This is a genomic window from Arsenicicoccus sp. oral taxon 190, assembly GCF_001189535.1.
GTDB lineage: Bacteria > Actinomycetota > Actinomycetes > Actinomycetales > Dermatophilaceae > Arsenicicoccus.
The window spans coordinates 2,026,181-2,050,596 of sequence record NZ_CP012070.1 but is presented as its reverse complement, the minus strand read 5'-3'; the positions used below and the strand labels follow the sequence as shown (position 1 = coordinate 2,050,596).

General features: G+C 74.3%; 18 protein-coding genes and 2 tRNA genes. 10 read left to right on the top strand and 10 right to left on the bottom strand.

The features are described from left to right. Positions 1-8: 8 nt before the first annotated feature. The 4 genes from ADJ73_RS09570 to ADJ73_RS09555 all read right to left on the bottom strand — a co-directional run bounded on the left by ADJ73_RS09570 (position 9) and on the right by ADJ73_RS09555 (position 5,013). Entirely contained in the window at positions 9-947 is a 939-nt protein-coding gene (locus ADJ73_RS09570; RefSeq protein WP_253272531.1) for a GlxA family transcriptional regulator, read from the bottom strand. Between the two features lie 4 nt (positions 948-951). Then, a complete protein-coding gene (locus tag ADJ73_RS09565) occupies positions 952-1,500 on the bottom strand; it encodes an isochorismatase family protein (RefSeq protein WP_050348083.1) in 549 nt (182 codons plus the stop codon). An 82-nt stretch (positions 1,501-1,582) separates the two neighbouring features. Then, positions 1,583-3,289 carry a GTPase gene (locus ADJ73_RS09560; RefSeq protein ID WP_050348082.1) on the bottom strand — a complete coding sequence of 569 codons (1,707 nt, stop codon included), beginning with the start codon at positions 3,287-3,289 and terminating at the stop codon, positions 1,583-1,585. Then, entirely contained in the window at positions 3,286-5,013 is a 1,728-nt protein-coding gene (locus tag ADJ73_RS09555) for a dynamin family protein (protein WP_050349356.1), read from the bottom strand. The genes ADJ73_RS09560 and ADJ73_RS09555 overlap by 4 nt, the downstream gene beginning before the upstream one ends. A gap of 242 nt (positions 5,014-5,255) precedes the next feature. On the opposite strand from ADJ73_RS09555, the gene ADJ73_RS09550 reads away from it, so the two are divergent. After that, a complete protein-coding gene (locus ADJ73_RS09550; RefSeq protein WP_156188192.1) occupies positions 5,256-6,212 on the top strand; it encodes a DUF929 family protein in 957 nt (318 codons plus the stop codon). 7 nt (positions 6,213-6,219) lie between these two features. Further along, positions 6,220-6,729, top strand: a complete 510-nt coding sequence (locus ADJ73_RS09545; protein WP_082176887.1) for a vitamin K epoxide reductase family protein — start codon at positions 6,220-6,222, stop codon at positions 6,727-6,729. 135 nt (positions 6,730-6,864) lie between these two features. Here ADJ73_RS09545 and ADJ73_RS09540 read toward each other — a convergent pair whose 3' ends face one another. Further along, a complete protein-coding gene (locus tag ADJ73_RS09540; RefSeq protein ID WP_082176886.1) occupies positions 6,865-8,769 on the bottom strand; it encodes a bifunctional metallophosphatase/5'-nucleotidase in 1,905 nt (634 codons plus the stop codon). 496 nt (positions 8,770-9,265) lie between these two features. On the opposite strand from ADJ73_RS09540, the gene ADJ73_RS09535 reads away from it, so the two are divergent. The 3 genes from ADJ73_RS09535 to ADJ73_RS09525 all read left to right on the top strand — a co-directional run bounded on the left by ADJ73_RS09535 (position 9,266) and on the right by ADJ73_RS09525 (position 11,057). Beyond that, the gene (locus tag ADJ73_RS09535) at positions 9,266-10,153 is read left to right on the top strand and encodes an antirestriction protein ArdA (RefSeq protein WP_050348079.1); all 888 of its coding nucleotides are present in this window, start codon (positions 9,266-9,268) and stop codon (positions 10,151-10,153) included. 112 nt (positions 10,154-10,265) lie between these two features. Then, positions 10,266-10,341, top strand: a tRNA-Arg gene (locus tag ADJ73_RS09530). Next, entirely contained in the window at positions 10,341-11,057 is a 717-nt protein-coding gene (locus tag ADJ73_RS09525) for a 4'-phosphopantetheinyl transferase family protein (protein WP_050348078.1), read from the top strand. Before ADJ73_RS09530 ends, ADJ73_RS09525 begins: the two co-directional genes overlap by 1 nt. A 41-nt stretch (positions 11,058-11,098) precedes the next feature. Here the strand turns inward: ADJ73_RS09525 and ADJ73_RS09520 are convergent, their stop codons facing one another. From ADJ73_RS09520 to ADJ73_RS09510, 3 genes are all read right to left on the bottom strand, one after another. After that, positions 11,099-12,445 (bottom strand): M1 family metallopeptidase, encoded by a 1,347-nt coding sequence (locus ADJ73_RS09520; RefSeq protein WP_050349354.1) that lies wholly within the window; start codon positions 12,443-12,445, stop codon positions 11,099-11,101. After that, on the bottom strand, positions 12,442-16,311 hold the full coding sequence (locus ADJ73_RS09515; protein WP_050348077.1) for a Pls/PosA family non-ribosomal peptide synthetase: 3,870 nt from the start codon (positions 16,309-16,311) through the stop codon (positions 12,442-12,444). Before ADJ73_RS09515 ends, ADJ73_RS09520 begins: the two co-directional genes overlap by 4 nt. 140 nt (positions 16,312-16,451) lie before the next feature. Beyond that, positions 16,452-17,609: a PrsW family intramembrane metalloprotease gene (locus ADJ73_RS09510; protein ID WP_050348076.1), complete on the bottom strand. Its 1,158-nt coding sequence runs from the start codon at positions 17,607-17,609 to the stop codon at positions 16,452-16,454. 164 nt (positions 17,610-17,773) lie between these two features. Here ADJ73_RS09510 and orn point away from each other — a divergent pair, with 164 nt between their 5' ends. Both orn and ADJ73_RS09500 read left to right on the top strand, forming a co-directional pair. After that, positions 17,774-18,352, top strand: coding sequence for an oligoribonuclease (gene orn, locus ADJ73_RS09505; RefSeq protein ID WP_253272720.1), 579 nt, complete (start codon positions 17,774-17,776; stop codon positions 18,350-18,352). A 75-nt stretch (positions 18,353-18,427) separates the two neighbouring features. Further along, positions 18,428-18,503, top strand: a tRNA-His gene (locus ADJ73_RS09500). A 143-nt stretch (positions 18,504-18,646) separates the two neighbouring features. Here the strand turns inward: ADJ73_RS09500 and ADJ73_RS17710 are convergent. Both ADJ73_RS17710 and ADJ73_RS09490 read right to left on the bottom strand, forming a co-directional pair. After that, positions 18,647-20,128, bottom strand: a complete 1,482-nt coding sequence (locus ADJ73_RS17710; protein ID WP_050348075.1) for a thioesterase domain-containing protein — start codon at positions 20,126-20,128, stop codon at positions 18,647-18,649. Then, complete coding sequence (locus ADJ73_RS09490; protein ID WP_172669712.1) at positions 20,125-20,484, bottom strand: hypothetical protein; 360 nt, start codon at positions 20,482-20,484, stop codon at positions 20,125-20,127. Before ADJ73_RS09490 ends, ADJ73_RS17710 begins: the two co-directional genes overlap by 4 nt. A 169-nt stretch (positions 20,485-20,653) precedes the next feature. Between ADJ73_RS09490 and ADJ73_RS09485 the strand changes: the two genes are divergently transcribed. From ADJ73_RS09485 to ADJ73_RS09475, 3 genes are all read left to right on the top strand, one after another. Then, the gene (locus tag ADJ73_RS09485) at positions 20,654-21,370 is read left to right on the top strand and encodes a copper resistance CopC family protein (RefSeq protein WP_050348073.1); all 717 of its coding nucleotides are present in this window, start codon (positions 20,654-20,656) and stop codon (positions 21,368-21,370) included. Positions 21,371-21,526: 156 nt separating this feature from the next. After that, entirely contained in the window at positions 21,527-22,870 is a 1,344-nt protein-coding gene (locus tag ADJ73_RS09480) for a glycosyltransferase family 2 protein (RefSeq protein ID WP_082176883.1), read from the top strand. A 155-nt stretch (positions 22,871-23,025) separates the two neighbouring features. Next, a complete protein-coding gene (locus ADJ73_RS09475) occupies positions 23,026-24,414 on the top strand; it encodes a nucleotide sugar dehydrogenase (RefSeq protein ID WP_082176882.1) in 1,389 nt (462 codons plus the stop codon). Positions 24,415-24,416: the final 2 nt, after the last annotated feature.

Sequence of the window (24,416 nt, the reverse complement as noted above, 5' to 3'; positions counted from 1 at the left end):
TCGGCCGCTCAGGGGTGGACGCGCCGGCTTCGCAGGGACCGGGCATCTGCGTACCCCACGGCGCGAGCTGCCGCGTCCCACGTCCAGCCCTGTCCATGCAGCAGCGCGGCGTGCTCGCGCCTGACGGCGGTGGCGTAGGCCTGTGGCGTGAGTCCCGTGGCGCGGGTGAAGTGACGGGTCAGGGTGCGTCCGCTGACCTCGAGCCGACCGGCGAGCTGCGCCAAGGACAGGGGTCGTCCGGTCGGGTCGTCGAGGATGTCCTGGGCGCGGTGGACGAGGTCGTCCATGTGGTCGCGGTGGACGAGCAGCACCGAGGCCTGGGTGGCGTTGCCGCTGCGCCATGCGGGGACGACCAGGGTGCGCGCGACACGGGCGGCGAGGGCCGGGCCGTGGTCGTGAGCGACCAGGTGGAGGCAGAGGTCGATGCCGCTGGCGATGCCGGCCGAGGTGTGGAGGCGTTCGGCACAGGTGAACAGGACGTCCTGGGCCACGGTGACACCCGGGCACTGGGCCAGGGTGCTGACGAGGTCGTGGTGGGTCGTCGCGGCCTGCTCGCGCAGGATGCCGGCCTCGGCCAGGGCCAGGGCCCCGGCGCAGATGCTGGCGATCTGGCCGCCTCGCTCCCAGTGGGCGCGGATGCGCTCGAGCAGAGCGCCGTCGAGGCCACCCACGGGGTGCTCCACGGAGTTCTCGGAGTTCTCGGTCTTCCAACCCGGCACGAGCACCAGGTCGCCGGGCTGGAGCTCCGGCCACCGGGTCGGGGCGACCAGTCCCAGCCCTTGGTGCGCCGTGGTGAGCGGTGCCGCGGCGACGTAGCTGATGTCGTAGGAGCTGTCGGTGATCTCGGCGGCGTTGGTGAAGACCTGCGCCGGGCCGGCGACGTCCATCACGTGTGCCCTCTCGGGCAGCACGATCAGGACACGGCGAGCGGCCCGGCGGGTGGTCACCCGCTCACCCTCCCACGACCTGCTCAACCGTGGTGATCGTCGCGAATCGCCCCGCCAGGGCCGCTGCGGTGCGTTCGGTGACCTGCTCGACCGTCAGCACGCCGGAGCCATCGGCCAGTGCGAGAGGGTGCGTGCCGCAGGCATCAATGACCACCTCCACGTCGTAGCCCATGTCTGAGCCGAGGCGGGCCGTGGTCTCGACGCACTGCTCGACGCGGATCCCGCTGATCCGCAGCCGGCGTGTGTCGTGGCGGGTCAGGTGCTGCGTGAGGTTGGTCGTGGTGAACGCGTTGTGGCTGGTCTTGACCACGGTCAGGTCGCCCTGGCGTGCTCGAAGGTCGGGCTGCAGCCGGACCAGCCCGTTGACGGGGTCGAAGGGTCCGCCGGAGCCCGGCGACTCGTGCAGCACCCACACGACCAGGTCCCCTGCCGCGTGCGCGGCGTCGACCAGCCGGTTGGTCCGCTCCACGATGTCGGGTGCGGAGATGTCGGCCCAGGACGCCTGGCGGCGGAAGGACTCCTGGACGTCGATGACGACGAGTGCAGTGGTCATGTCAGCCACGCTGTCACCGACGCGTTGCTCCGGCGAGGTGCAGGGAGGTCCCGGACCGGAACGATCCAGACATGGCCGGGGGTCAGGGCGCGACGCGTGCCTGGTCCAGCAGCTGCCGGGTGCGGGCGTGCCGCTCGAGCACGTCACGCACCTCGGCGACGAGTCGCTCCTGCGCCACGTCGTAGATCGCGGCGTGGAACCGTCGGCCGATCCCGTCACGCCGCCGCCGGGCGCCGGCTCGGGCGATCGGCCGCCCGAGGGCAGCCAGCAGCAGCCCCAGCAGGACGCCTCCCACCAGCATGATCAGCGGGTAGGGCAGGATGCCGAGGCGGGGCGAGTCCGGGACGGGCAGCTGAGCCCAGCCGAGGCCCATCAGCACCAGCAGCCACACCAGGCCGGCCACCGCCGTGATGGCGAGCAGCCACTGCAGCGCGTTGAAGACCGACCACCACATCGGGCGCCGCGCCCGCAGCGGCACGGCGAGCACGGTCTGGTCCAGGGAGTCCACGAGGTCGTTGTCCTCGGGCGCGGCAGCCCGCTGCACGGCCTCCGCCCACGGCGTCGGCAGCCCCTGGGAGGACTCGTCGGCGAGCCGCCGGGTCGCGAGGTCCACCGCCGCGCGGGCCGCCGGCGTGGGCGGCGGCAGCGACGAGCGGCCGATGGTCCGACGCACGTCCGTGGCCTCGATGCCGAGGTCGTTGTCCTCCTTGAGCCGCAGCCGCTTCAGCGGGTCGGGGCGCAGCGCGTGGCCCCAGCGCGTGAACGGCCACCCGGTCATCTGCGCCGCCTCGCGGCGGTAGTCACGCTCCACGGCCTCGAGCACGACCGGCACCCCGGCGGCCCGCCCGAGCGCCGAGACCAGCTCGTCCCCCGGCTCGGCGGGGATCTGCGGGTCGACGGACCCGACCTGCTCACGCAGCGCTTCCGCGGAGGTGCGCAGGTCGCCGGTGAGGCGACGCTCGGCGGCGGTCCGGGAGGCGACGGCCTCGGCGAGCCGCGCCCGCAGCCGGTCGAGCCCGGCGCCGGTCCGGGCGGAGGTGGCGATCACCTGGGTGCGCTCGGGCAGCCCGTCGGCCACGAGCAGCCGGTGCAGGTCGGCGAGGCACTGGTCCACGCCCTCGGGCGTGAGGCGGTCGGCGTGGTTGAGCACGACGACCGTCTCGGCGTCGTGCGCGGCGAGCGCCCGGATGTAGTCGTCGTGCAGCCGGGCGTCGGCATACTTCTGCGGGTCGGTGACCCAGACGAAGACGTCGGCGAGCTGCAGCACCCGGTCGGCCTCCTGCCGGTGGGCCTCGGCGCGGGAGTCGAAGTCGGGCAGGTCGAGCAGCACCAGGCCGTCCAGCGCACCCGGGCCCGCGAGCCCCTCCTCGGTCGCGGCGGCGCCCACCTGCGGCGCCGCCTGCTGCGCCACCTGCCGACCGACCTGGTGGCGGTCGCCGACGCCGAGCCAGTCGAGCAGCGGCGTCGCCGGCTCGTCGCCCCAGACGGCCGCCGTGGCGGTGGCGGTGGTGGGGCGACGCGCCCCGACCCGCGAGACGTCCTCGCCCACCAGGGCGTTGAAGGTGGACGACTTGCCCGACCCGGTCGCGCCGGCGAGGGCGACCACGGTGTGCCCCCCGACGAGGGCGGTGCGCTCGCGGGTCTGGTTGATGGCGCGGCGGGCGTGGGCGACGGCGTCGTCGCTCAGCTCGGCGCCACCGGTCTGCAGGGCCTCGGCGAGGACCCGGGCGCGCTCGGTGGCGGACAGGGCGTGCTGGTCGGCGTGCTTGCGCCGCAGGAGGGTGCTCATCGTGCCGCCTTCACTCGGACCGCCGCCTCGGCCAGCTCGGTCGCCTGGTCCGGCGGCACCGACGCCGCGTCCACGGCCTGCAGGTAGCGGTCGGCCTCGTCGACATACAGCTCACCCACCCGGTCCATGAGGTCGCGGCGGGCGCGGCGGGCCAAGGTGCGCACCGCCTGGTCGCCGAAGATCGCCTCGAGGATCCGCTGCGCGAGGACCGCGGAGCCGGCGGCGATCCCGCCCTCGGCGCCGGTCAGGCCACCGGTCTGGGTGAAGACCACGAGCATCAGGACGACGGCGAGCGCGTTGACGCCGTAGGCGAGCACCCGCGCGGTGGTGCGCTTGTCCTGCCCTTGGCTGCGGATCAGGTCGAGCAGGTCGCCCTGCCAGTCCCGCACGAGCCGGTCCACGCGGTCCGGCAGGTCCGGCGAGGAGGAGCCCAGGCCCGTATGCCGCGCCAGCAGCGCCTCGCCGCCGGGGTCGTGGCGCCACTGGCGGCGCACGTCGGAGGCGGCCCGGTCGGCCTGCGACACCACCAGGGTGGCGACGCCGGACTGCAGCACCTCGCCGAGCTGCTCGGCCGGCTGGGGCGTGCCCTTGATGGCCGCGGTGAGGCGGTCGCGCAGCCGCCCGATGCCGGACTCGATGGTCCGCAGGAACTCTCCGGTCCCGACGAACTCCTGCCACCGGGCCAGCACCTCCCCGCGGAGCAGGGTGCCGTCGCTGACCCCGGCCTCGACGCCGTCACCGGCATCGGCATACGCACTCTCGGCGGCGCGGCGCAGGTCGCGGGCCGCGTCCTGCTGCTCCTCGCTGGCCGTCACGAGCTGCCCGACCCGGTCGCCGAGGGAGTCCAGGGCTCCGGACAGGGTGCGCCGCACCACGGTCTGGCGCGCCACCGCGTCCTGGGCGAGGGTGACCAGCCAGCGGCGCAGCGGCGCGACCTCGTCCTCGGGGAGCAGCCCGTCCTCGCTCAGCCGCACCTCGCGCACCGCGAAGATCGGGGCGCCGGCCAGGCCCTGCTCGGCCAGCATCCGGGTCAGGTCGTCGCGGACCTCGCCCATCGCCTCGTCGGGCACCCGGTCGAGCACGATCGCGACGGAGGTGCCGCGGTCCCCCGCCTGGCGCAGCAGCTCCCACGGCACGGCGTCGGCGTATCGGGCCGCCGTGGTGACGAAGAGCCACAGGTCGGCGGCGTTGAGCAGCTGGCGGGACAGCTCGCGGTTGGCCGCGACGACGGAGTCGATGTCGGGCGCGTCCAGCAGCGCGAGCCCGGCGGGCAGCGTCGCGCTGGTCACCAGCCGCACCGAGCCCATGTCCTCGTCGACCGCGCCCTGGGTGTCGCTGCGCCCCGTCAGCCGCCCGAACCGCGGCAGCACCTTGCGGGTGAACCACTCACGGTCCGCCTCGTGGTGCACCAGGACGGGCGCCCGGGTCGTGGGCCGCAGCACCCCGCTGCGCGAGACCGCCTCCCGCACCACGGAGTTGACCAGGGTGGACTTGCCGGAGCCGGTCGAGCCGCCGACGACCACGAGCAGCGGGGCGTCCAGCGCCGCGAGCCGCGGCAGGATGTAGTCGTCGAGCTGCGCCACCAGCGTGGCGCGGCCCTCGCGGGCGGTGGTGCTGGACGCGAGCTCGATGGGGAAGGTCGCACGCTCCGCGGTCACCTTGAGGTGCTCGACGGCGTCGACGAGCAGGTCGCCTCGCGCCGCCGCTTGCGTGCTCTCCACCATGTGCTCCTCGCGCCCGGGGTCGGTCACGGATCGTCACGCCGACCCGGTGCGGGGCAGTCGACGGCCCGCGGCACATTCTGTCAGGTGGAGCCCAGCCAGGGGGCGCTTCCGCAGCGGCGAGCCGCGGCCGTCGCCACGGCTGCGGCCCCGGTCCCGGGACGGTACGGTCGCCCTCGCTAGACTCCCCCGGACGGTCCTCGTCATGGACGCACCGTGACGGGACGGCAGCCATCGTGCTGCCCATGCAGCCCCCAGGAGACCAGGAGACCCCCTTGGCCACGTCCCGCGCCTCCAAGCAGGCCGCCCGCGAGCGCGCCGCCGCCCTGCGGGCCCAGCAGCAGGCGGCCGAGCGCCGCCGCCGGGTCCTGCTCGCCGCCGTCACCTCCCTGGTGGTCCTCGCGATCGTCGGGGCGGTCGTGGCCGTGGCGCTGCTCAACCGGGGCAAGCCCTCCCCCGCGGCAGCTTCGGCCGCCCGGCTCGACGCCGCCTCGCTGGCGGCTCTCAACGACGTCCCGGAGCAGACCCTGCAGTCGGCGGGCGCGGGTGACACGACCAACGGCCCCACCCGCGCCAAGGACGCGACGGCGGTGACCAAGGATGGCAAGCCGCAGGTGCTCTACGTGGGCGCGGAGTACTGCCCCTACTGCGCCGGCCTGCGCTGGTCGACCGCCGTGGCCCTCGGCCGCTTCGGGCAGTGGACCTCGCTGACCGAGGGCCGGTCCGTCAAGGAGCCCGGCCTCGAGCCGCTCGCCACGGTGTCCTTCAGCCAGCAGAACCACGGCGCCGCCTACACCAGCGACACCGTCGCGTTCACCGGCTACGAGACCACCACCTCGGAGAGCAAGAACGGCCGCTACGTCCCGCTGGACACCCTCGACGGCGCCGACAAGAAGCTCTTCGAGACCTACGACTTCCCGCCCTACACCGACGAGCGCAGCAAGGGTGCGATCCCCTTCGTCTCCATCGGGGGCAAGACCTTCCAGCACGGCGGCCTCATGGACATCAAGCTGCTGGAGGGCAAGTCGGCGCAGCAGATCGCGGGCTCCCTCAAGGCGGGCACCGACCCGGCGGCCAAGGCGATCCTCGAGGGCGCCAACGTGCTGACCGCTGCGATCTGCGAGCAGACCGGCGGCAAGCCGGCCGACGTGTGCTCCAGCAAGGCCGTCAAGGACGCCGCCGGCAAGATCAAGGACAAGTGAGCGGCGCATGACCCGGACCACGCGCAAGGGCGGCGTCCCACGGGACGGCTACGTCCGCCCGCCGGTCGCCCGCCCGGAGCGCCGCGCCCCCGGCTGGCTGGTCGGCAGCAGCCTCGGGCTCTCGGTGGTCGGCCTGCTGACCTCGGCCTACCTCAGCTACGAGCACCGCACCGGGGGGCAGACGCTCGCGTGCCCCGAGGGTCAGGTCGTCAGCTGCGCCACGGTGACCCGGTCGGCATACGCGACGGTGCTGGGGATGCCGGTGGCCTACCTCGGGCTGCTCTACTTCGTCGCCCTGGTCCTCCTGTGCCTGCCCGCCGTATGGCGCCGCCCCCGCCTGGACCTGCCCCGGCTCGCGATGGCCGCCGTCGGCCTCGTGGCGGTCTGCTACCTGGTGTGGGCCGAGGTCCAGCTGGGCGCGATCTGCCTGTGGTGCACGCTGGTGCACGTCGTGACGCTGCTGCTCCTCCTCGTGCTCGTCTTCGGGCGCGCGCTGCTGCCGTCCGAGCCGGCATAGCCGTCGTCGCCGACCCTTCCGACCCTTCCGCCCCTTCCGACCAGGCCGGCCCGCCGGCCCACCGGTAGCGCGCGGCGCCCCCGCCCCGGCAGGTCCGGGTCGGGGGCGCCGTCGGCATACGGCCTGGGCGTCAGCTCACTTGAGCACGATCCGGTCCAGCGGGCCGGGCGTGTAGGGCGAGTGCGCGGACAGGTAGGCGGCGAAGCCGTCGATGTCCAGGCCACCGATCAGCTTGTTGGTGCCCTCCTTGAAGACCGGGAAGCCGTCACCACCGTCGGACAGGAAGTTGTTGGTGACGATCCGGTAGGTCTTGCCGGCGTCGTTGGCGACGGGCTGGCCGTCGATGGTGATGTTGCTGATCGCGCCGGCAGCGGTCCGCTCGTAGCGGAAGCCCTTGCTGACCTGCAGCACCTTGGGGAAGGCCGCGTTGGTGCCGGTGAACTGCTGGCCGAGCAGCGTGTAGAGCTGCGCGCCCGTCAGGTCCATGGACACCAGGTAGTTGTTGAACGGCTGGACCTGGAAGGCCTCCTCGTAGGTGACCACGCCGTCGCCCTCGCTGCCGGACGCCTTGTAGGTGAGGTCGGTGCGGATGCCGCCCGGGTTCATGAACGCCGCGACCGGCTTGACGCCGCCCGACACGACCGAGGGGTCGGCGAGCTGCGCGTCGGCGATCAGGTCACCGAGGGTGGACTCGCCGGCGGGGTTCTGGGTCTTGGTGACGTCCGTCGTGATCTGGCCGAGCACCTTGGTCGCGATCGGCTTGACGAGCTCCTTGTACTTCGCGACCAGCGCGGACACCGCCGGGTCCGGGGTGACGTCCCGCGAGACGATCCGGTTGGTCACCTGCACCGAGCTGCGCACGATGTCCCGCGAGCGGGTGTCGTACTTCATCCGGGCGTCGGTGACGAGCCGGCCGAAGGACAGCGCGGACGTGACGTAACGGGGCTGCCCGTCGGGGTCGGGCACGTCGCAGACATAGCTCTGGTGGGTGTGACCGGTCATCACCAGGTCGAACTTCGGGGACAGGTTGCGCGCGATCGGCAGGATCTCGCTGTTGGGGTCGAGCTCGCCTCCCTTGCCGCACACCGAGTCGTAGGTGGGGTTGACCCCGTAGGTCTTGCCGTCGGGGGCCTGCCACTGCTGCTGCCGCAACGAGCCGCCCTGGTGGACCATCGCGACGATCGCCTTGACCCCCTGGCGCTGCAGCTGGTTGGCGGCGGCGTTCATGGTCGCGACCTCGTCGCGGAAGTCCAGCCCGGCCACCCCGGCCTGCGTGACGATGTTGGGGGTGTCCTTCAGGACCGCGCCGACGAAACCGACCTTGACGCCGCCGACCTCCTTGACGACGTAGGGAGGCAGCACCGTCTTGTTGGTGCCCTTGTAGAACACGTTGGCCGCGACCATGGGGTAGGCCGTGCCCTGGTAGGTGCCGCTCGCGCAGGAGTTCTGGTTGTCCTTGCCGTCGCCGTCGTCGAGGCAGCCGCCCTGCACGATGCGCAGCAGCTCGCGGTAGCCCTCGTCGAACTCGTGGTTGCCGATGGTCCCGACGCCGACACCCATGAGGTTGAGCGCCTCGATGGTGGGCTCGTCGTGGAACGCCGCGGACAGCAGCGGCGAGGCCCCCACCTGGTCACCCATCACCGCGGTGATGGAGCGCGCCTGGCCCTGGCGCAGGGTCTTCAGGTGGGTGGCGAGGTTGGCGGCGCCGCCCGCGTCGACGGTCACGTCGACCGGCTTGCCGGTCGTCGGGTCGAGCCGGTGGTCGACGACGACCCGGCCGCTCGAGCCGGCCGGCGCCTCGAGGTTGCCGTGGAAGTCGTTGAAGCCCAGGATCTGCAGGTCCACGAGCTTGTCGCCCGGCTTGCCAGGCTTGTCGGGCTTGCCAGGCTTGCCGGGGTGACCGGGCTTGTGAGGCTTGGTGTGGCCCTTGCCGCGGCCCTGGTCGCCCTGGTCGGCGGCGAGGGCGGGGGCGGCGGACGCCGTGATCATGACGAGGCCGGCGAGGACGGCGGCCGCGCGCGTGGTGCGCACTCGAGACATGTCTCTCCCTGAGGACGGCACGCCGTCGTCGGCGTGCTGACGGTCCGGGCTCGGGGGCGGGCCCGGAGGCGTCGGCCGCGGCCGGCACGTCGGCGTGCGGGCCGTGGGCGGCGCCTGCTGAACTGGACGTTAACCTGCGCCACGCGCCGAGCGTCAAGGCCACCTGGGAGTGTCCGCGAGGTGTCGGGGGCGGGAAGTTTGTCCGACCCCTCACCCGTATGCCGCACCGGCGCCCCGCCTCAGCGCCGCCGGCGGTGGGCAGGCGGCATACGGGACGTCCCCCCGTCCCAGGCATGGACCCGGCGCCACCGGATCTCACCGAGAGTCACGCTCCCCAGCCGTCCGGGCGGAGTTCGTCGGACAAATCCCCCGGCCTCTCCCAGCCGCCTGAGACGGGCGGGGCAGCCGTTCTACCGTCGTCGTCGGACCGGCCCGCTCACGACGCGCGACCCGAGACGACACGAGACCAGACGACGCCAGACCCGAAGGAGGCGGCATGACCGGCACCCCCGTCAGCGACGGCTACCGCCGTCGGGACGTCCCCCACCCCGACCACGTCGCCGAGCTGAGCTGGATGCGCGAGCACCGCCGCAGCCCCGAGTGGATCGAGACGGCCCTGGACCGCGACCTCGAGCTGCGCGGCCAGGCGGGGGCGGTCCTGTGCCACGTGATCGGCGAGCACCTGGCGCCGGAGCCCGAGAGCCCGCTCGGGGAGTTCGTCGTCTACGACATCCTGCGCCCGGACGCCGTGCTGGACCAGCTCGACGTGCTCGCCGACGACTGCGAGCACCCGCGGTGGGTCCAGGCGCTGCGGGAGTTCTGCGAGGCCGCCCGGCGCGCGGGCTGGACCGGGTGGGGCCGCACCGACGAGCCCCGGCCGATGCTCTACGTCGCCCGGTCCCGCTGCGAGGTCGGCCGCTGGGTCGACATGACCCGCCCGGAGCGCGCCGTCGAGCTGGCCCTGGCGTCGCTGCCCGGCGACCCGCGCGACCTGGAGTGGCAGGTGCACGGGCGGATGGGCTTCTACGAGGTCTACCCCCTCGTGCAGCCCGAGCTGTGGGTGATGCACGCGCTCGGGCAGGGCATCGACCGTCACGGCGAGGCCTACGCCGCCTACGCCGAGCACACCTTCCAGCAGGCGATGTCCGAGCACGACTTCGAGGCCCGCTACCGCGGCCACGTGGCGAGCCTGGAGGAGTTCGTGCACCGGCAGGCCGACGAGCGCGGCTGGTTGCGGGCCCTGACGACCATCAACGCGGTGCCCGGGCTGCGCGGCGCGGTGCTGCTGGACATGGACGCGCTGACCCGTGAGGTCTTCTCCACCGGCTACTCCTACGAGCCGGCCCGGCAGGGCTTCCACGTCTTCGGCCCCCCGGTCCTCTGACCTGGGCGACGGGCCGATGCGATCGGCCCACGCGACCGATGCGATCGGCCGACGCGGCGGGCGCCCGGCCTCGATCGGGTCCCGCGTGGCGCCCACTAGACTGGCGGCCCTTGCCTCCATAGCTCAATGGATAGAGCATCGGCCTTCTAATCCGACGGTTGCAGGTTCGAGTCCTGCTGGAGGCGCCATGATCACCGGGGACGTCGAGGTCCACGTGGCGCGCGTCGTCGACACCCCGGGGCTGCGTGGCCTGCTGGACGACGACGAGCTGCTCCGGCTCGAGGGCCTGCACCGGCCCGCGGACCGCGCCCGCCTCGTCGCCTCCCACGCGTTGCTGCGGCTCGCCCTGGCCGTCCGCTGCGGGGTCGACCCGCACGACGTGGTGCTCGAGCGCCGTTGCCCCACCTGCGGGTCCACCGAGCACGGCCGCCTCGTCGCGCCCGACCTGGACCAGCACCTGAGCCTCGGGCACGCCGGTGGGCTCGCCGTCGTCGCGCTCTCCCCCACCGCTCCCGTCGGGGTGGACGTGGAGGTCGAGTCGGCTTGCGCCTTCGAGGGATTCGACGAGGTGTCGCTGCACCCGGAGGAGATCGCGGAGCTCGCCGAGCTCGACGACCGCGACGCGGCGTGGGCCCGCGCGACGTGGTGGGTGCGCAAGGAGGCGGTGCTCAAGGCCACGGGCCACGGCATGACGCTGGACCCCCCGACGGTGCGCCTCACCGCCCCCACCGAGGCCCCGGCGCTGCTGGCGTGGCCCGAGCCGCCCGCGCCGGTCGTGCACGTCGAGGACCTGCGGGCCCCGCAGGGCTACGTCGCGGCGGTGGCGCTGCACGACCTCGACGACCGGGTCGCGGCCATCGAGGTGGTGCAGCGAGACGGGGACGAGCTGCTCGACCTGCCCTGAGGATCGCCGTGAGCGCCGCGGGCCGGCGGCGGCTCCGCGGGTCAGCGGCGTGCGGGCAGCTTGGGGAGGGTCGGCTGCTCGAGCCACGCCTTGAGGAGGGTGCGGGCGGGCGCACCGCCATACGTCCTCGCGTGCTCGACGAACATCTCCGTCGTCACGACCGACTGCAGGTGCTCGGCCACCCAGGCCTGCACCAGCTCGCCGAAGACCTGGTCCCCCAGCAGCCGGCGCAGCGCGTGCAGGGTGAGCGCGCCACGCTTGTAGACGCGGTCGTCGAACATGTCGGCCGCGCCCGGGTCGGCGATCACCAGGTCCTGCGGCTGGCGCTTGAGGGCGGCGTGCCAGCGGCGAGCGGCGGCGTCGGTGCTCTCGCCACCGCCGTAGGGCGCCCACAGCCACTCCGCGTAGCACGCGAAACCCTCGTTGAGCCAGATGTGCTGCCAGCTCGCGACCCCGACGGCGTTGCCGAACCACTGGTGGGCGAGCTCGTGCGCCACCAGGCGCTCGTCGTGGCGGCGTCCGCCGCAGTGGTTGGCGCCGAAGGTCGAGAAGCCCTGCGACTCCAGCGGGATCTCCAGCGGGTCGTCGGTGACGACGACGTCGTAGCCCGCCGCGAACGGGTAGGGCCCGAACGCCGCGGTGAACAGCTCCATCATCTGGGGCTGCCGCGCGAAGTCGTGCAGCGCGGTGCGCCGCAGCCGGGCGGGCAGGTGGAGCCGCTGCGGCACCGGCCCGGCCGCGAGCTCCTCGGTCACGTAGGCGCCGATCTGCACGCTCGCGAGGTAGGGCGACATCGGCTCGCGCTGCTCGTAGCGCCAGGTGGTGCGCGAGCCCCGCACGGTCCGCCCCACCAGGGCGCCGTTGGTGACCAGCACGTATGGCGAGTCCGTGGTCGCCTCGATCGCGTAGGTCGCCTTGAGCGCCGGGTGGTCGTTGCAGGGGAACCACGTGGGCGCGCCGTCGGGCTGACCGGCGACCAGGACGCCCTCGGTGAGCTCCTCCCAGCCGACCTCGCCCCAGGGGCCGCGGGTGGGGCGGGGGTTGCCCGACCACTGCACCTCGACCGTGACGTCGGCGCCGGTCGGCAGGGGGCGGGCCGGGGTGATCGTGAGGCGGTCACCGCGGTGGGCGTAGCGGACCCGCGCCCCGTCGACCAGGACCTTGCCGACGGACAAGGTCCCGGCCAGGTCCAGGGCGAAGCGGTCCAGCCGCTGCAGCGGGCTGATCGCGATGCGGGCGCGACCGGCGAGACGGTTGCTCGGGACCCGGTAGTCCAGCGCGAGGTCGTAGTGGCGCACGGCATACGTGAGGTCGCCGTGGTGGGGGACGTAGGGGTCCGGGCCGATCACGACGTTGCGGGGCTTGCGGGGCAGGGCCGGGGGCTTCATGCGCCGGCGGTCCACGGCGCGACGGGGTTGCCGATCCAGCGGGTGCCGTCGGGGACCTGCTCGCCGCGCAGCACCAGGGAGGCGGGCCCGACGGTGGTGGCGCGGCCGAGCCCGGCAGCGGGCAGGATCACGCCGTGGGGCCCCATGGTGGAGCCGTGCTCGAGGGTGACGGTGTCCATCTGCATGATCCGATCATGGAAGAGGTGGGTCTGCAGGACGCATCCGCGGTTGACGCTCACCCCGTCTCGCAGGGTGACCAGGTCGGCCTCGGGCAGCCAGTAGCTCTCGCACCACACTCCCCTGCCGATGGTGGCGCCGAGCAGCCGCAGCCACACGTTGAGCACCGGCGTGCCGGTCGCCGCCCACGCGAACCACGGCGCCGCCACCATCTCCACGAAGGTGTCGACGACCTCGTTGCGCCATACGAAGCTGCTCCACAACGGGTGCTCGGTGACCGCGAGGCGTCCGACCAGGGCCCACTTGACCGCGGCCGTCACGAGGCCGGCCACGACACCGGCCACCAGCAGCACGACACCGCCGAGCAGCGCGGCGGCCCACAGCCCGACCTGCGCCCACAGCAGCAGCAGCGTGGCGACGACCAGCAGCGCCAGCGCGACCGTGCACATGACGGGCACGAGGCGGCACAGCTCGACCAGACCCCGGGCCACCTTGAGGCGGCGGCTGGGGTGGTAGGTGCGGGACACGTCGTGGTCGGTGGCCTGCCGCTGCAGCTTGACCGGCGGCGAGCCGAGCCAGGACGAGCCGGACTTGGACTTGGCGGGGGCGGCGGAGAGCACCGCGACCAGGCCGTTCTTGGGGACCGCGCGACCGGGGGCGGCCATCCCCGAGTTGCCGAGGAAGGCCCGCTTGCCGACCTTGGCGCGCTCGATGTGCACCCAGCCGCCGCCCAGCTCGTAGGACGCGATCATCGTGTCGTCCGCGAGGAAGGAGCCCTCCCCGATGCGGGTCATCGCGGGCAGCAGCAGCACCGTCGAGGCCTCCACGTTGCGCCCCACCCGCGCCCCGAGCAGCCTCAGCCACACGGGGGTGAGGAGGCTGGCGTAGAGGGGGAACAGCAGCGTCCGGGCGCTGTCCAGCAGCCGCTCGGTCGCCCAGACCTGCCAGCCGATCCGCGACCGCACCGGGTGGTAGCCCGGCTGCAGCCCGAGCCCGAGCAGGCGGACCGCGACGAGGGTGAGCAGCGCCAGGGTCAGCATCCCGAGGACCGTCGCCGCCGGCGTCCACGCCAGGGCCCGACCGAGGGCCGCGCCGAGGGTGGTGGTGCCCCGGACCGCCCAGAGCAGCAGCGCCACGGCGGGCAGCGCCGCGAGGGTGGGGACGAGGCCGAGCAGCACCGCGCTGGCGGCATACATGATGAGCCACGCGCGGGACTGGACCGGGCGGTCGGCCGGCCACGCGGGCCGCGCCCGACCGACCTTGACCGCGGGAGAGCCGGCCCAGAGCTCGCCGTCCGGGACCTCCCCCGTGACGTAGGAGCCGGCCAGCACCTCGGCGTCGCGCCCGACGACGGTGCCCGGACCGAGCGTGGACCGGCCGCCGACGACCGCGCCGGCGCGCACCGTCACGTGCCCCACGTGCAGCAGGTCCCCGTCGAGCCAGTGCCCGGCGAGGTCGACCTCCGGCTCGACCGAGCAGCCGCGGCCGAGGGTGAGCATGCCGGTGACCGGCGGCAGCGTGTGCAGGTCGGCGTCGCGCCCGACCTTGGCGCCGAGGGCCCTGGCGTAGTAGACGATCCACGGCGCGCCCGCCATGGTGACCGCGCCGACGGCCTCGGCGAGACGCTCGGCGGCCCACAGGCGCAGGTGGACCGACCCGCCGCGCGGGTAGGTGCCGGGCCGGAGCCCGGCGAGCAGGAGGCGGGCCCCGACGACGGTCAGGCTCATCCGGCCGAGCGGCGTCAGCAGCAGGAACCACCCGAGCCCGACCAGCCACCACGGCGTGACCGGCGCCCACGGCAGGTCGATCACCAGGTGGGCGAGGTTGCCGGCCAGCGCGACGCCCACCAGCCACTGCAGCGCCGTGAGCGTCGACAGCGGGACGCCGATCAGCAGCTGCGCCAGCTGGGAGCGTCGCGGGACCGGGGTGATCGTGCGCGGCGGTGCCTGGTCGGTGCGCTGCCGGGCGGCCATGACGTCAAGGAAGGACGCCTGGTCCGCGAGCCGGGAGTGCGCGTATGCCGCCGCCACCGTCATCTCGGGGTGGGTCCGCCGCAGCACCGACACGAGCTGCGCGCTGGTCAGGCTGGAGCCGCCGAGCCCGAAGAAGTCGTCGTCCGGGCTGGTGACCGGCGAGCCCAGCACCGCCGACCACTGCTCGGCGAGCCACGCGCTGGTCCCCGTGAGGGTCGGCCCATCGCCGCCGGCGCTGGGCGCGAGGTCCGGCAGCGGCCAGGGCAGGGCCGCGCGGTCCACCTTGCCGGAGGTCTTGGTGGGCAGGGTGTCCGTGACGGCGATGAGCGGGACCAGCGCGGCGGGCAGCACCGTCGCGAGCTCCTGACGCGCCTGGGCACGGTCGAAGGAGTCGGGGTCCTGCGGCACGACGTAGCCCACGAGGACCTGGCCGCCCGCGTCGGTGGCCTTGACCGCGGCCGCGGCCCCGGCGACCTCGGGCAGCGCCTGCAGCGCGGCGTCGACCTCGCCGAGCTCGATGCGCCGGCCGCCGAGCTTGACCTGCTCGTCCGCCCGGCCCATGAAGATCAGCCCATCCGGCTCGTAGCGCACCAGGTCCCCCGACCGGTAGGCGCGGTCCCAGCCGAGCAGCGGCAGCGGGGCGTACTTCTCGGCGTCCTTCGCGGGGTCGAGGTAGCGGGCCAGCCCGACGCCGCCGATGATCAGCTCCCCCACCTCGCCCTGGCTCACCAGCTGGTCGTCCTTGATGACCGCGAGCTCCCAGCCGTCGAGCGGCAGCCCGATCGAGACGGGACCCTCGCCGGTCATGCGGGCGCCGCAGGCGACGACGGTGGCCTCGGTGGGGCCGTAGGTGTTCCAGACCTCCCGGCCGGGCTGGACCAGCCGCTCCGCGAGCTCGGGCGGGCAGGCCTCGCCGCCGAAGATCAGCAGCCGGACCGCGTCCAGGCTGTCCGGCGGCCACAGGGCGGCGAGCGTCGGGACGGTGGAGACGATGGTGATGCCGCGCTCGACGAGCCACGGGCCGAGGTCCATGCCGGTGCGGACCAGGGCGCGGGGGGCGGGCACGAGGCAGGCTCCGTGGCCCCAGGCCAGCCACATCTCCTCGCAGCTGGCGTCGAAGGCGACCGAGAGGCCGGCGAGGACCCGGTCACCGGGCCCCTGCGGCGCGTCCTGCAGGAACATCCGGGACTCGGCGTCGACGAAGGCCGCCGCGCTGCGGTGCGTCACCGCCACCCCCTTGGGGGTCCCGGTCGAGCCGGAGGTGAAGATCACCCAGGCGTCGTCGTCCGGGGAGGGGCGCCGGTCGAGGTTGCCGGGACGGTCGGCGTCCAGGTCGAGCAGGTGCAGCCGCAGGCCCGCGGTGACGACGAGCACGGCTCCCGCCTCGGAGAAGACCAGCTCGGCGCGCTCGCGGGGGTCGTCGGCGTCGACCGGGACGTAGGCGGCCCCGGCGAGCAGCACCGCCACGATGGCGACGTAGAGGTCGCACGTGCCCGACGGCACCCGGATCCCGACCGTGTCGCCGCGGCGCACGCCCTCGGCGTGGAGCCGGTCGGCGAGCGCACCGGCGCGGGACAGCAGCTCGGTGTAGTCCAGGACCGTGGTGCCGTCGTCGATCGCCGCGGCCGTCGGGTGCCGGCGTGCCACCTCCTCCAGGAGGTCCACCAGGGTGCGGGGCGCCGGGGTCTCGCCACCGATCAGCTGTGCTCGTGCCACGTCGTTCGTCGTCCCTGTCGTCGATGCCTGGAGCAGGTGCCCCGCCGTCGTCGACGCGGGCCCACCTCACGGTGGCAGGCGCAGCCGCCGGGTCCGCCGGTCGCCACGTCGCACGACGGGTTGTTAACCAGCCGTTAACCTTACAGTGCCCGCGACCCCACGAACTGGGCACGACACTCCATCATCGCGGTGAGCAGCCGTCGCTCCTCGGCGAGGACGTGGTCGTCCACGTCGCCCAGCTGCATCCGGTGGCGCAGCATGGCCAGGTCGCTCGCCGCGTCCTGGAAGGTGACCATCGCCGACTGCAGCCGCAGGCCGCCGGCCCCGCGCGCCCACGACCGGGCGGCGCGGCGCGCCGCCACCGACCCCAGCATCGCGACGTCGACGTCGGTGAGCCAGCCCGCCCTGGCGTAGCGCCCCAGCTCGGTGACGACGATGCGCGCCTCCCGGCGACGCGCCCAGGTCGCCAGCCCGACGAAGACGGCGAAGATCGGCACCTGCATGAAGAGGTAGCCGGTGACGAAACCCTCGAGCCCGGCGACGGCCGAGAGGTTCCAGGCGGCGTGGAGGGCCACCGCGACGAGCCAGCCGAGCAGCGGCGCGAGGACCCGCAGGACCCGGCTGCGCGTGAACGCCGCGACCCCGAGCCCGATGCCGGTGCAGCAGGTGAAGATCGGGTGGGCGAACGGCCCGACCACCCCCCGCAGCACCAGCGTCGCGACCAGACCCTCGGCGCCGGCCTCGTTGAAGGCGCGGCCGAGGTAGAGGATGTTCTCCCCGAAGGCGAACCCGGCGGCGCACAGCCCGGCGTAGACCAGCCCGTCGACGACCCCGTCGAACTCGCGCCGGTGCCGCCGCAGGACCAGCAGCACCCCGGTCCCCTTGGCCGTCTCCTCCACGACGGGCGCGACGAGGACGGCCCCGAGCGAGGTGGGGTCGGCCCCGGTGGTGCCCGCGATGATCGCCATGGTGCCGGTGTTGGCGACGAGGGCGACGGCGGTGGCCACCACCGCGCCCCAGACGAAGGCGAGCAGCAGCAGCCGCCGCGGCTCGCTCTCGAGCCGGTCGACCCACAGGAAGGCCGGGACGACGATGCCGAGCGGCAGCACCGCGAAGGCGAGCCCGAGCAGCCCGGCTCCCGGCCCGGTGGACACGCCCACCGCGCCGAGCAGCACCAGGCCGCACAGGCTCAGGCCGAGCAGCGCCAGCCCGCCGGAGACCCACCGCCGCAGCGTCAGCCGGCGCGGCGGCACGGCCGCCCCGGCCAGGCGTGCGGTGACCCCCGGCCCTCGATCCATGGCTGCAGGCTAGCCGCTCGCGCCCGGCCCGGCGGGCCCGGTGACGCCCTCGCCGGCGGCCGACGAGCCCGGACGGCGCGAGGGCGGTGGCTAAGGTGGTGTCCGTGACTGGCGCAACCACCGACCGAGCCCTGACCGACCGCATCGTCTGGATCGACTGCGAGATGACCGGGCTGTCGCTCACCGACGACGCCCTGATCGAGGTCGCCGCGCTGGTCACCGACTTCGAGCTCAACCAGCTCGGGGAGGGCGTGGACGTGGTCATCCGCCCGGAGCAGGCGGCCCTGGACCAGATGAACGACTTCGTGCGCGAGATGCACACCACCAGCGGCCTCCTCGCCGAGCTGGAGTCAGGCCTCTCGCTCGCCGACGCGCAGGCCACGGTGCTGGACTACGTCCGCCAGTGGGTCCCCGAGGCCGGCAAGGCCCCCCTCGGCGGCAACACCGTCGGCACGGACCGCGGCTTCCTGGCCCGGGACATGCCCGAGCTGGAGTCCCACCTGCACTACCGGGTTATCGACGTGTCGTCGGTCAAGGAGCTCTCCCGGCGGTGGTACCCCCGCGCCTACTTCAACTCGCCCAAGAAGTTCGGCGGGCACCGGGCCCTCGCCGACATCACCGAGTCGATCGCCGAGCTGCGCTACTACCGCGAGGCGGTCTTCGTGCCCCAGCCGGGGCCGACCAGCGACCAGGCCAAGGCCATCGCGGCGCGTCACGGGTCGGTGGCTCCCGCCGCCGACTGAGGTGGTCATGAGCACCTCCGATCCGGGGTAATATGGTCCGCGCTGATCGGCACGGCTTCCGTGCCCGGCGCCATGGTGGGTGTAGCTCAGCTGGTAGAGCACCTGGTTGTGGTCCAGGTGGCCGCGGGTTCAAGTCCCGTCACTCACCCCACGTGATCGCCCCCGACCGGTTCGCCGGTCGGGGGCGATCCTCGTCTCCGCCCCCTCTCACCCCCCGGTCCCGGGCGTGAGCCGTATGCCGCCCCGCCCGCCCGCTCCCGGACCCGACTCACGGACCTGGCTCACGGACCCGGCTCACGGACCCGGTCGTGGGCGGGCCCGGCTCACCCGGACGTGCACCACCTCGGCGCGGGACGGCTCGCCCGCCGCGACGATGGCACCGTCCCGCCGCAACGAGGACAGGACGGGCGCCAGCGACGCCTCGCGGTCGCCCTGGTCGTCGACCAGCGCTGCGGCGGCGGCATACGTCTCGAGGTCGTGGTTGACCTCCACCCCGGAGCGGCCGCTGTCGAAGCGGACCGTCACGCGGTGCGCCTGATCGCCGTTGGGGCGGCCGTCGGCCTTGGTCACGAGGTCGCGGTCGCCGTCGAGGGCGAGCGTGGTGACCCCCGCCGGCTGGCGCAGGTTGGCGATGGGGGCGGCGACGGCGACCACGTGGGTGACCCGGTATCCGCGGCGCTGCAGCCGCTCGGCCGCCATCGTCGCCGCCATGCCGCCCTGGGAGTGACCGACGAGCGTGATCGGGACGTCCCGGGGCACGCCGCTCGTCACGACCGCCTCCTCCACCCCACGGGCGTACGCGCTGGCCTCGCCCGCCGACGCGGTGACGTTGCCGGAAAGGTCGCGCACCTGGTCGGTCTGCTCTCCCGGGAGCGACCACGCGTCGGTCCCCGGGACGTCGACGACCACGGCGTGCCGCTCCCGGCCGCCCGCCCCGGAGGTGATGGTCCGCACCGCCACGGTGCCGTCGGGCTCGCGGTTGGTCTCGGCGAGCCCGCGGACCAGGTCCTGCGTCGATCGGGGCGCCGTCGTCGCCACCGGGGGACCGACCGCGGCCACCTCGGGGTCGCCGTCCTGCCAGAGCGGCGCCAGCTCGTGGGCGACGACCGCCACCGGAGCCACCTCGGCGTGCTCCCCCACCACCGCCCGACCGCCGACCGAGGCCGCCAGCGGGAGCACCGAGCCGAGCACGGCCACCCCCTCGACCCGCTGCTCGAGGTCGAGGGCGTGGTCGCTGGCCCACCGGCTGCCCGCCTCCTCGGCACCGAGGGGCCGCCCGGCCTCGACGACCTCGCCGAGGTACGCCTGACCGGCGTCGGTCATCACCCGCTGCGGGCACGCCGCCGCCGTGGCGACGTCCCCGACGACGGCCGCCACCCCCGCCGCCTCCCACAGCGCGGTGTTGGCGACCTCGACCGCGTCGTAGGCGTGCGCCGCGGCCGTCAGCCCGAGCCCCAGCGTCCCGGCGCCCCCGGCGACCACGACGGGCGAGTCCGGGCCGAAGGTGGCTCGCTGCAGCAGCATGCCGGCGTGCGCCGCGGTCACCGGGGACAGCGCGGCCGTGCCCTCGACCAGCAGGGCCGCCCGGGCCAACGACAGGGCCACCGCGCCGTCGTGCACCTCGCTGCCGGCGGCCCGGCACAGTCCCGCGAGCCGGACCACGTCCTCCACCACCACCCGCGTGCCCCCGGCGCCACCGTCGATCCCGGTGATGCGCGGCCCGGTGACGCGCGGCCCGGTGATGCCCGGCCCGGCGCCCGGGCCGGCGTCGGTCATGGCCGACCCGCGGAGACGAGCCCGCCAGGAGACTCCAGCTCCATCGCCCGACGCAGCCCCGCGACCCCTGCCGCCGCGACCGCCCCCACCTCCGCGGACGCCCGCGCGAGCTCTGCCCACGCCGCCGACGCGGCGATCCCGTGGGCGCGCACCGACGCCGCGGCCTCGCGCACCTGCTCGGCGCCCGACCGCAGCCGGTCGGTCAGCAGCGTCACCTGGCGCCGAGCGGCCTCGGCCGCCGGGGACTCCCAGTCCATCGCGGCCGCCGTCGCCTCGATCCGCACGGCCGCCTCCTCCATGTCGCGCGCGTGCCGCTCCAGCTGCGCCGCGCACGCCGCCACCTCACGTCCGTCCACCGTCACCTCCCTGCCCCACCGCCCTCCCATGGGCGATCCTGGGGAGGATGCTAGGAAGGACCGGACCGCACCGGCCCGGGCGACCGCTCGCCTGGGGACGACCCCGACCGGAGCGCGACGGGCTGTGGACAACCACGGCGCCCGACGCGTTCCCGCCCCGAGAGGAACCATGCGCACCCTGCCCGCTCGCCGACCGTCAGCCCGCTCGCTGCCCGACCGCCCCCGCCTGACCGCGCTGCTCACGCTGGCGTTCACCGCCCTGGTCAGCGTTGTGCTGGCGACCGTGGCGACGACCGCGTCCGCCCACTCGACCCTGGTCTCCTCCGACCCCGCCGACGGCAGCACCGTGACGACCGCGCCGCGGGCGGTGACGCTGACCTTCAACGAGGACATCAAGGGTGAGTTCAGCAAGGTGCTGGTGACCGGCCCCGCCGGCGACCAGCTGAGCACGTCCGTCACGGCCGCGGGCCCGACGGTCCGGGCGACCCTGCCGGCGCAGCTGCAGCCGGGCGCCTACCGCGTCGTCTACAGCGTGGTCAGTGCCGACACCCACCGCATCGCGGGCGAGCTCCGCTTCACGCTGACGAGCACGTCCGGCACCTCCAGCACCTCCAGCACCTCCAGCACCTCCAGCACGTCCAGCACGACACCCGGCGCCACCAGCCTCACCTCCGACGCCGCCACGTCCGGCGCGCAGCGCACCTCGGCAGCCACCTCGGGCGCCGCGGCCCCGTCCAGCAGCCAGGGCACCGGCCAGGGCACGAGCGAGCGCACCGGCCAGGAGTCGACCGGTGCTCCGGCCTGGCTGGTCCCGCTCCTGCTGACCGCCGTGGCCGTGCTGGTGCTCGGCCTCCTCGTGCGGGCACGCAACCGGCGCAGCCGCTGACGCAGCGTGCCCCTGGGCACCCGCCCGGGGGGCGATCGGCCTCTGCCTCGTGCCAGGGCCTCCCCCGGGGCCGCGGGTTGGGGGCATGGTCGGTCCAACGCTGCCAGACCGGTCCGACCGGCCCGGTGACGGTGGCGGGACCCGAGGCGGTGAGGCATGTCCGGTCTGGTGCTGGCCGTGCTGGTCGTGGGCGTCACCACGACGGCGTGGTCGCTGGTGGGCCTGTGCCGGCTCGCGGCCGCGGCATACGGCTCGGTGACCCCCGCCCACCCGGGCACCCACCGGCGCACCCCGCACCCGCCGACGCCGGAGCAGGTCGCGATCCTCGTGGCCGCGCACGACGAGGAGCTCGTGGTAGAGCAGACGGTCCGCAGCGCCACCCGGCTCGTGGCCCCCACGCAGGTCTACATCGTCAGCGACGGGTCGCAGGACCGGACCGTCGAGCTCGCCCGCAGGAGCGGCGCGCACGTCCTGGACCTGCAGCCCAACCGCGGCAAGGCGGGCGCCCTCGCCGCCGGCATCGAGCACTTCGGGCTCTGCGACCGTTACGAGGTCGTCATGCTGCTGGACGCCGACACCCAGCCCGCGGACGACTACCTCACGACCGCGCTGCCGCTCTTCGCGGACCCCGAGGTGGTGGCCGTCGCCGGGCGCGCGCGCACCATCTTCGAGCCCGCCTCCCCCACGCTGCTGGGACGCTTCCTCGTCGCCTACCGCGAGCGCCTCTACGTCGTGGTCCAGCTGCTCCTGAAGTACGGCCAGGCCGCCCGGCCCGCCAACGCCGTCCCCATCGTCCCCGGCTTCGCGAGCCTCTACCGCTCCCGGGCGCTGCGCGAGATCGACGTCGCGGCACCCGGGTTGGTCATCGAGGACTTCAACATGACCTTCGAGGTGCACCGCAAGCGCCTCGGCCGCATCGCCTTCCACCCCGCGGCCGCCACCGCCTACACGCAGGACCCGGACCGGTTCCGCGACTACCGCCTCCAGGTGCGGCGGTGGCTGCTGGGCTTCTGGCAGACCGTCCGGCTGCACGGTGTGCACCGGGGGGTGTTCTGGGCGGCCCTGTGGCTCTTCGTCGTCGAGCTGGTCGGCTCGTGCCTGGTGTGGCTGCTGGTGCTGCCCCTCCTCGCCTGCAGCCTGGTGGCCTCGGCCCTGGTCGCCTCGACCGCGGCCGCCCCGGGTTGGCTGGTGTGGCTCGCCGGCCTCCTCTCGGTCCGCGACGTCCTGCTCGGCGTCCTGCTGCCCGACCTCCTCATGACGCTGCTGGCCGCGATCAGCACGCGGCGAGCGGCATACCTGCTGTATGCCGTGGGCTTCCCGGCGCTGCGGGTCGTCGACGCCGCGCTGTGCCTCGCGGCGCTGGCCCGGGCGTGGGCGGGACCGTCCACCGGTCGCTGGGTGAGCCCGGCCCGGCGCCGGGCCACCGTGACCTCCAGCAGCCCCAGCACCCCAGCGCCCCCAGCCGATGGTCTACCGAGCGCGACCGGTGATCATCCGTGAGTCGCCTGGCGGACCCGCAGGAGGGACGGCGACCCCGGATTCGTTGACCGGTTGACGACTCCTTCCTAGCCTGCCTGATGGGGGAATTGTGATGAAGATCACTGTCTTCCATCGTCCTCCCCATGAGGTGATCGAGACGGATCGAGGTGCTCGCCATGAGCCTGGTCGAAGTCAGAAGCGAGACGTCGCCGAGCCTCGCGGTGGAGCCGGCCCCCGTCGCCGTGGCGAGCCCCAGCTCCTCCGTGGCACCGGTGGCGCCGGACCTGGGCGCCGTCGAGCCGCCCGGCACCCATGACGTCGCCCTCGTGGGGCTCGGCTACGTGGGGCTGCCGACGGCGCTCGCCTTCGCGGCGGCCGGCCGGACCGTGCTCGGGCTGGACGCCAGCCGGGCCCGCCTCGCCGCCATCGCCGGCGGCCAGGCGGACCTGCTCGAGCGCGACCGTGGCCGGCTCGCGGACGTCACGCGGCACCCGGCCCGGCTGACCACCACCGACGACCCCACCCTGCTGCGCGAGGCCGAGGCGGTCATCGTCTGCGTGCCCACCCCAATCGACGACCACCTGGTGCCGGACCTGGCGCCGCTGCGGGCGGCGTGCCGGACCGTCGTCGAGCAGGCGCGCCCCGGCCAGCTGCTGGTGCTCACCTCCACCACCTACGTCGGCTGCACCCGCGACCTGCTCGTCGAGCCGCTGCGCGCCCGAGGCCTCGACGTGGGGACGGACGTGTTCGTGGCCTTCAGCCCCGAGCGGATCGACCCGGGCAACGAGGCCCACCTCATCGAGGACGTGCCGCGCGTCGTGGGCGGCGTGACGGCCGAGTGCACCCGTCGCGCCTGCGCCCTGCTCGGCACCTACGGCGCCAGCACCCACGCCGTCGCCTCCCCCGCCGCCGCCGAGATGGTCAAGCTGGTCGAGAACACCTTCCGGGCCGTCAACATCGCCCTGGCCAACGAGTTCGCCGACGCGTGCCGCGTCCTCGGGCTGTCCGTCATGGACGTCATCGCGGGCGCCGCCACCAAGCCCTACGGCTTCATGCCCTTCTACCCCGGCCCCGGCGTCGGCGGCCACTGCATCCCCTGCGACCCCCACTACCTGCTCTGGCAGCTGCGGCGGCACCGGGTGCGGATCCCGGTGACGGAGCAGGCCATGGCGAGCATCGCGGCCCGCCCCCGCGACGTGGTCGACCGGGCGCGCACGGTCCTGTCGGACCACGGCCGCGGCCTGCCGGGCACCCGGGTCCTGGTCAGCGGGGTCGCCTACAAGCCCGACGTCCAGGACGTCCGGGAGTCGCCCGCCCTGGAGATCTACGCCGAGCTGCGCGACCACGGTGCCGACGTGGCCTTCTACGACCCGCTGGTGCCGAGCATCCGGCTGGCGGACGGCACCACGGCATACGGCCTGGACTCGCCGACCGCCCACGACCCCGAGCTGGCCGTCCTCGTGTGCCACCACGCGGGCGAGGACCTGACCTGGGCCACCCACGTCCCGCTCGTGCTCGACGCGACCTTCCGGCTCGCGTCCGAGCACGGCTGGGACACCCTCTGAGC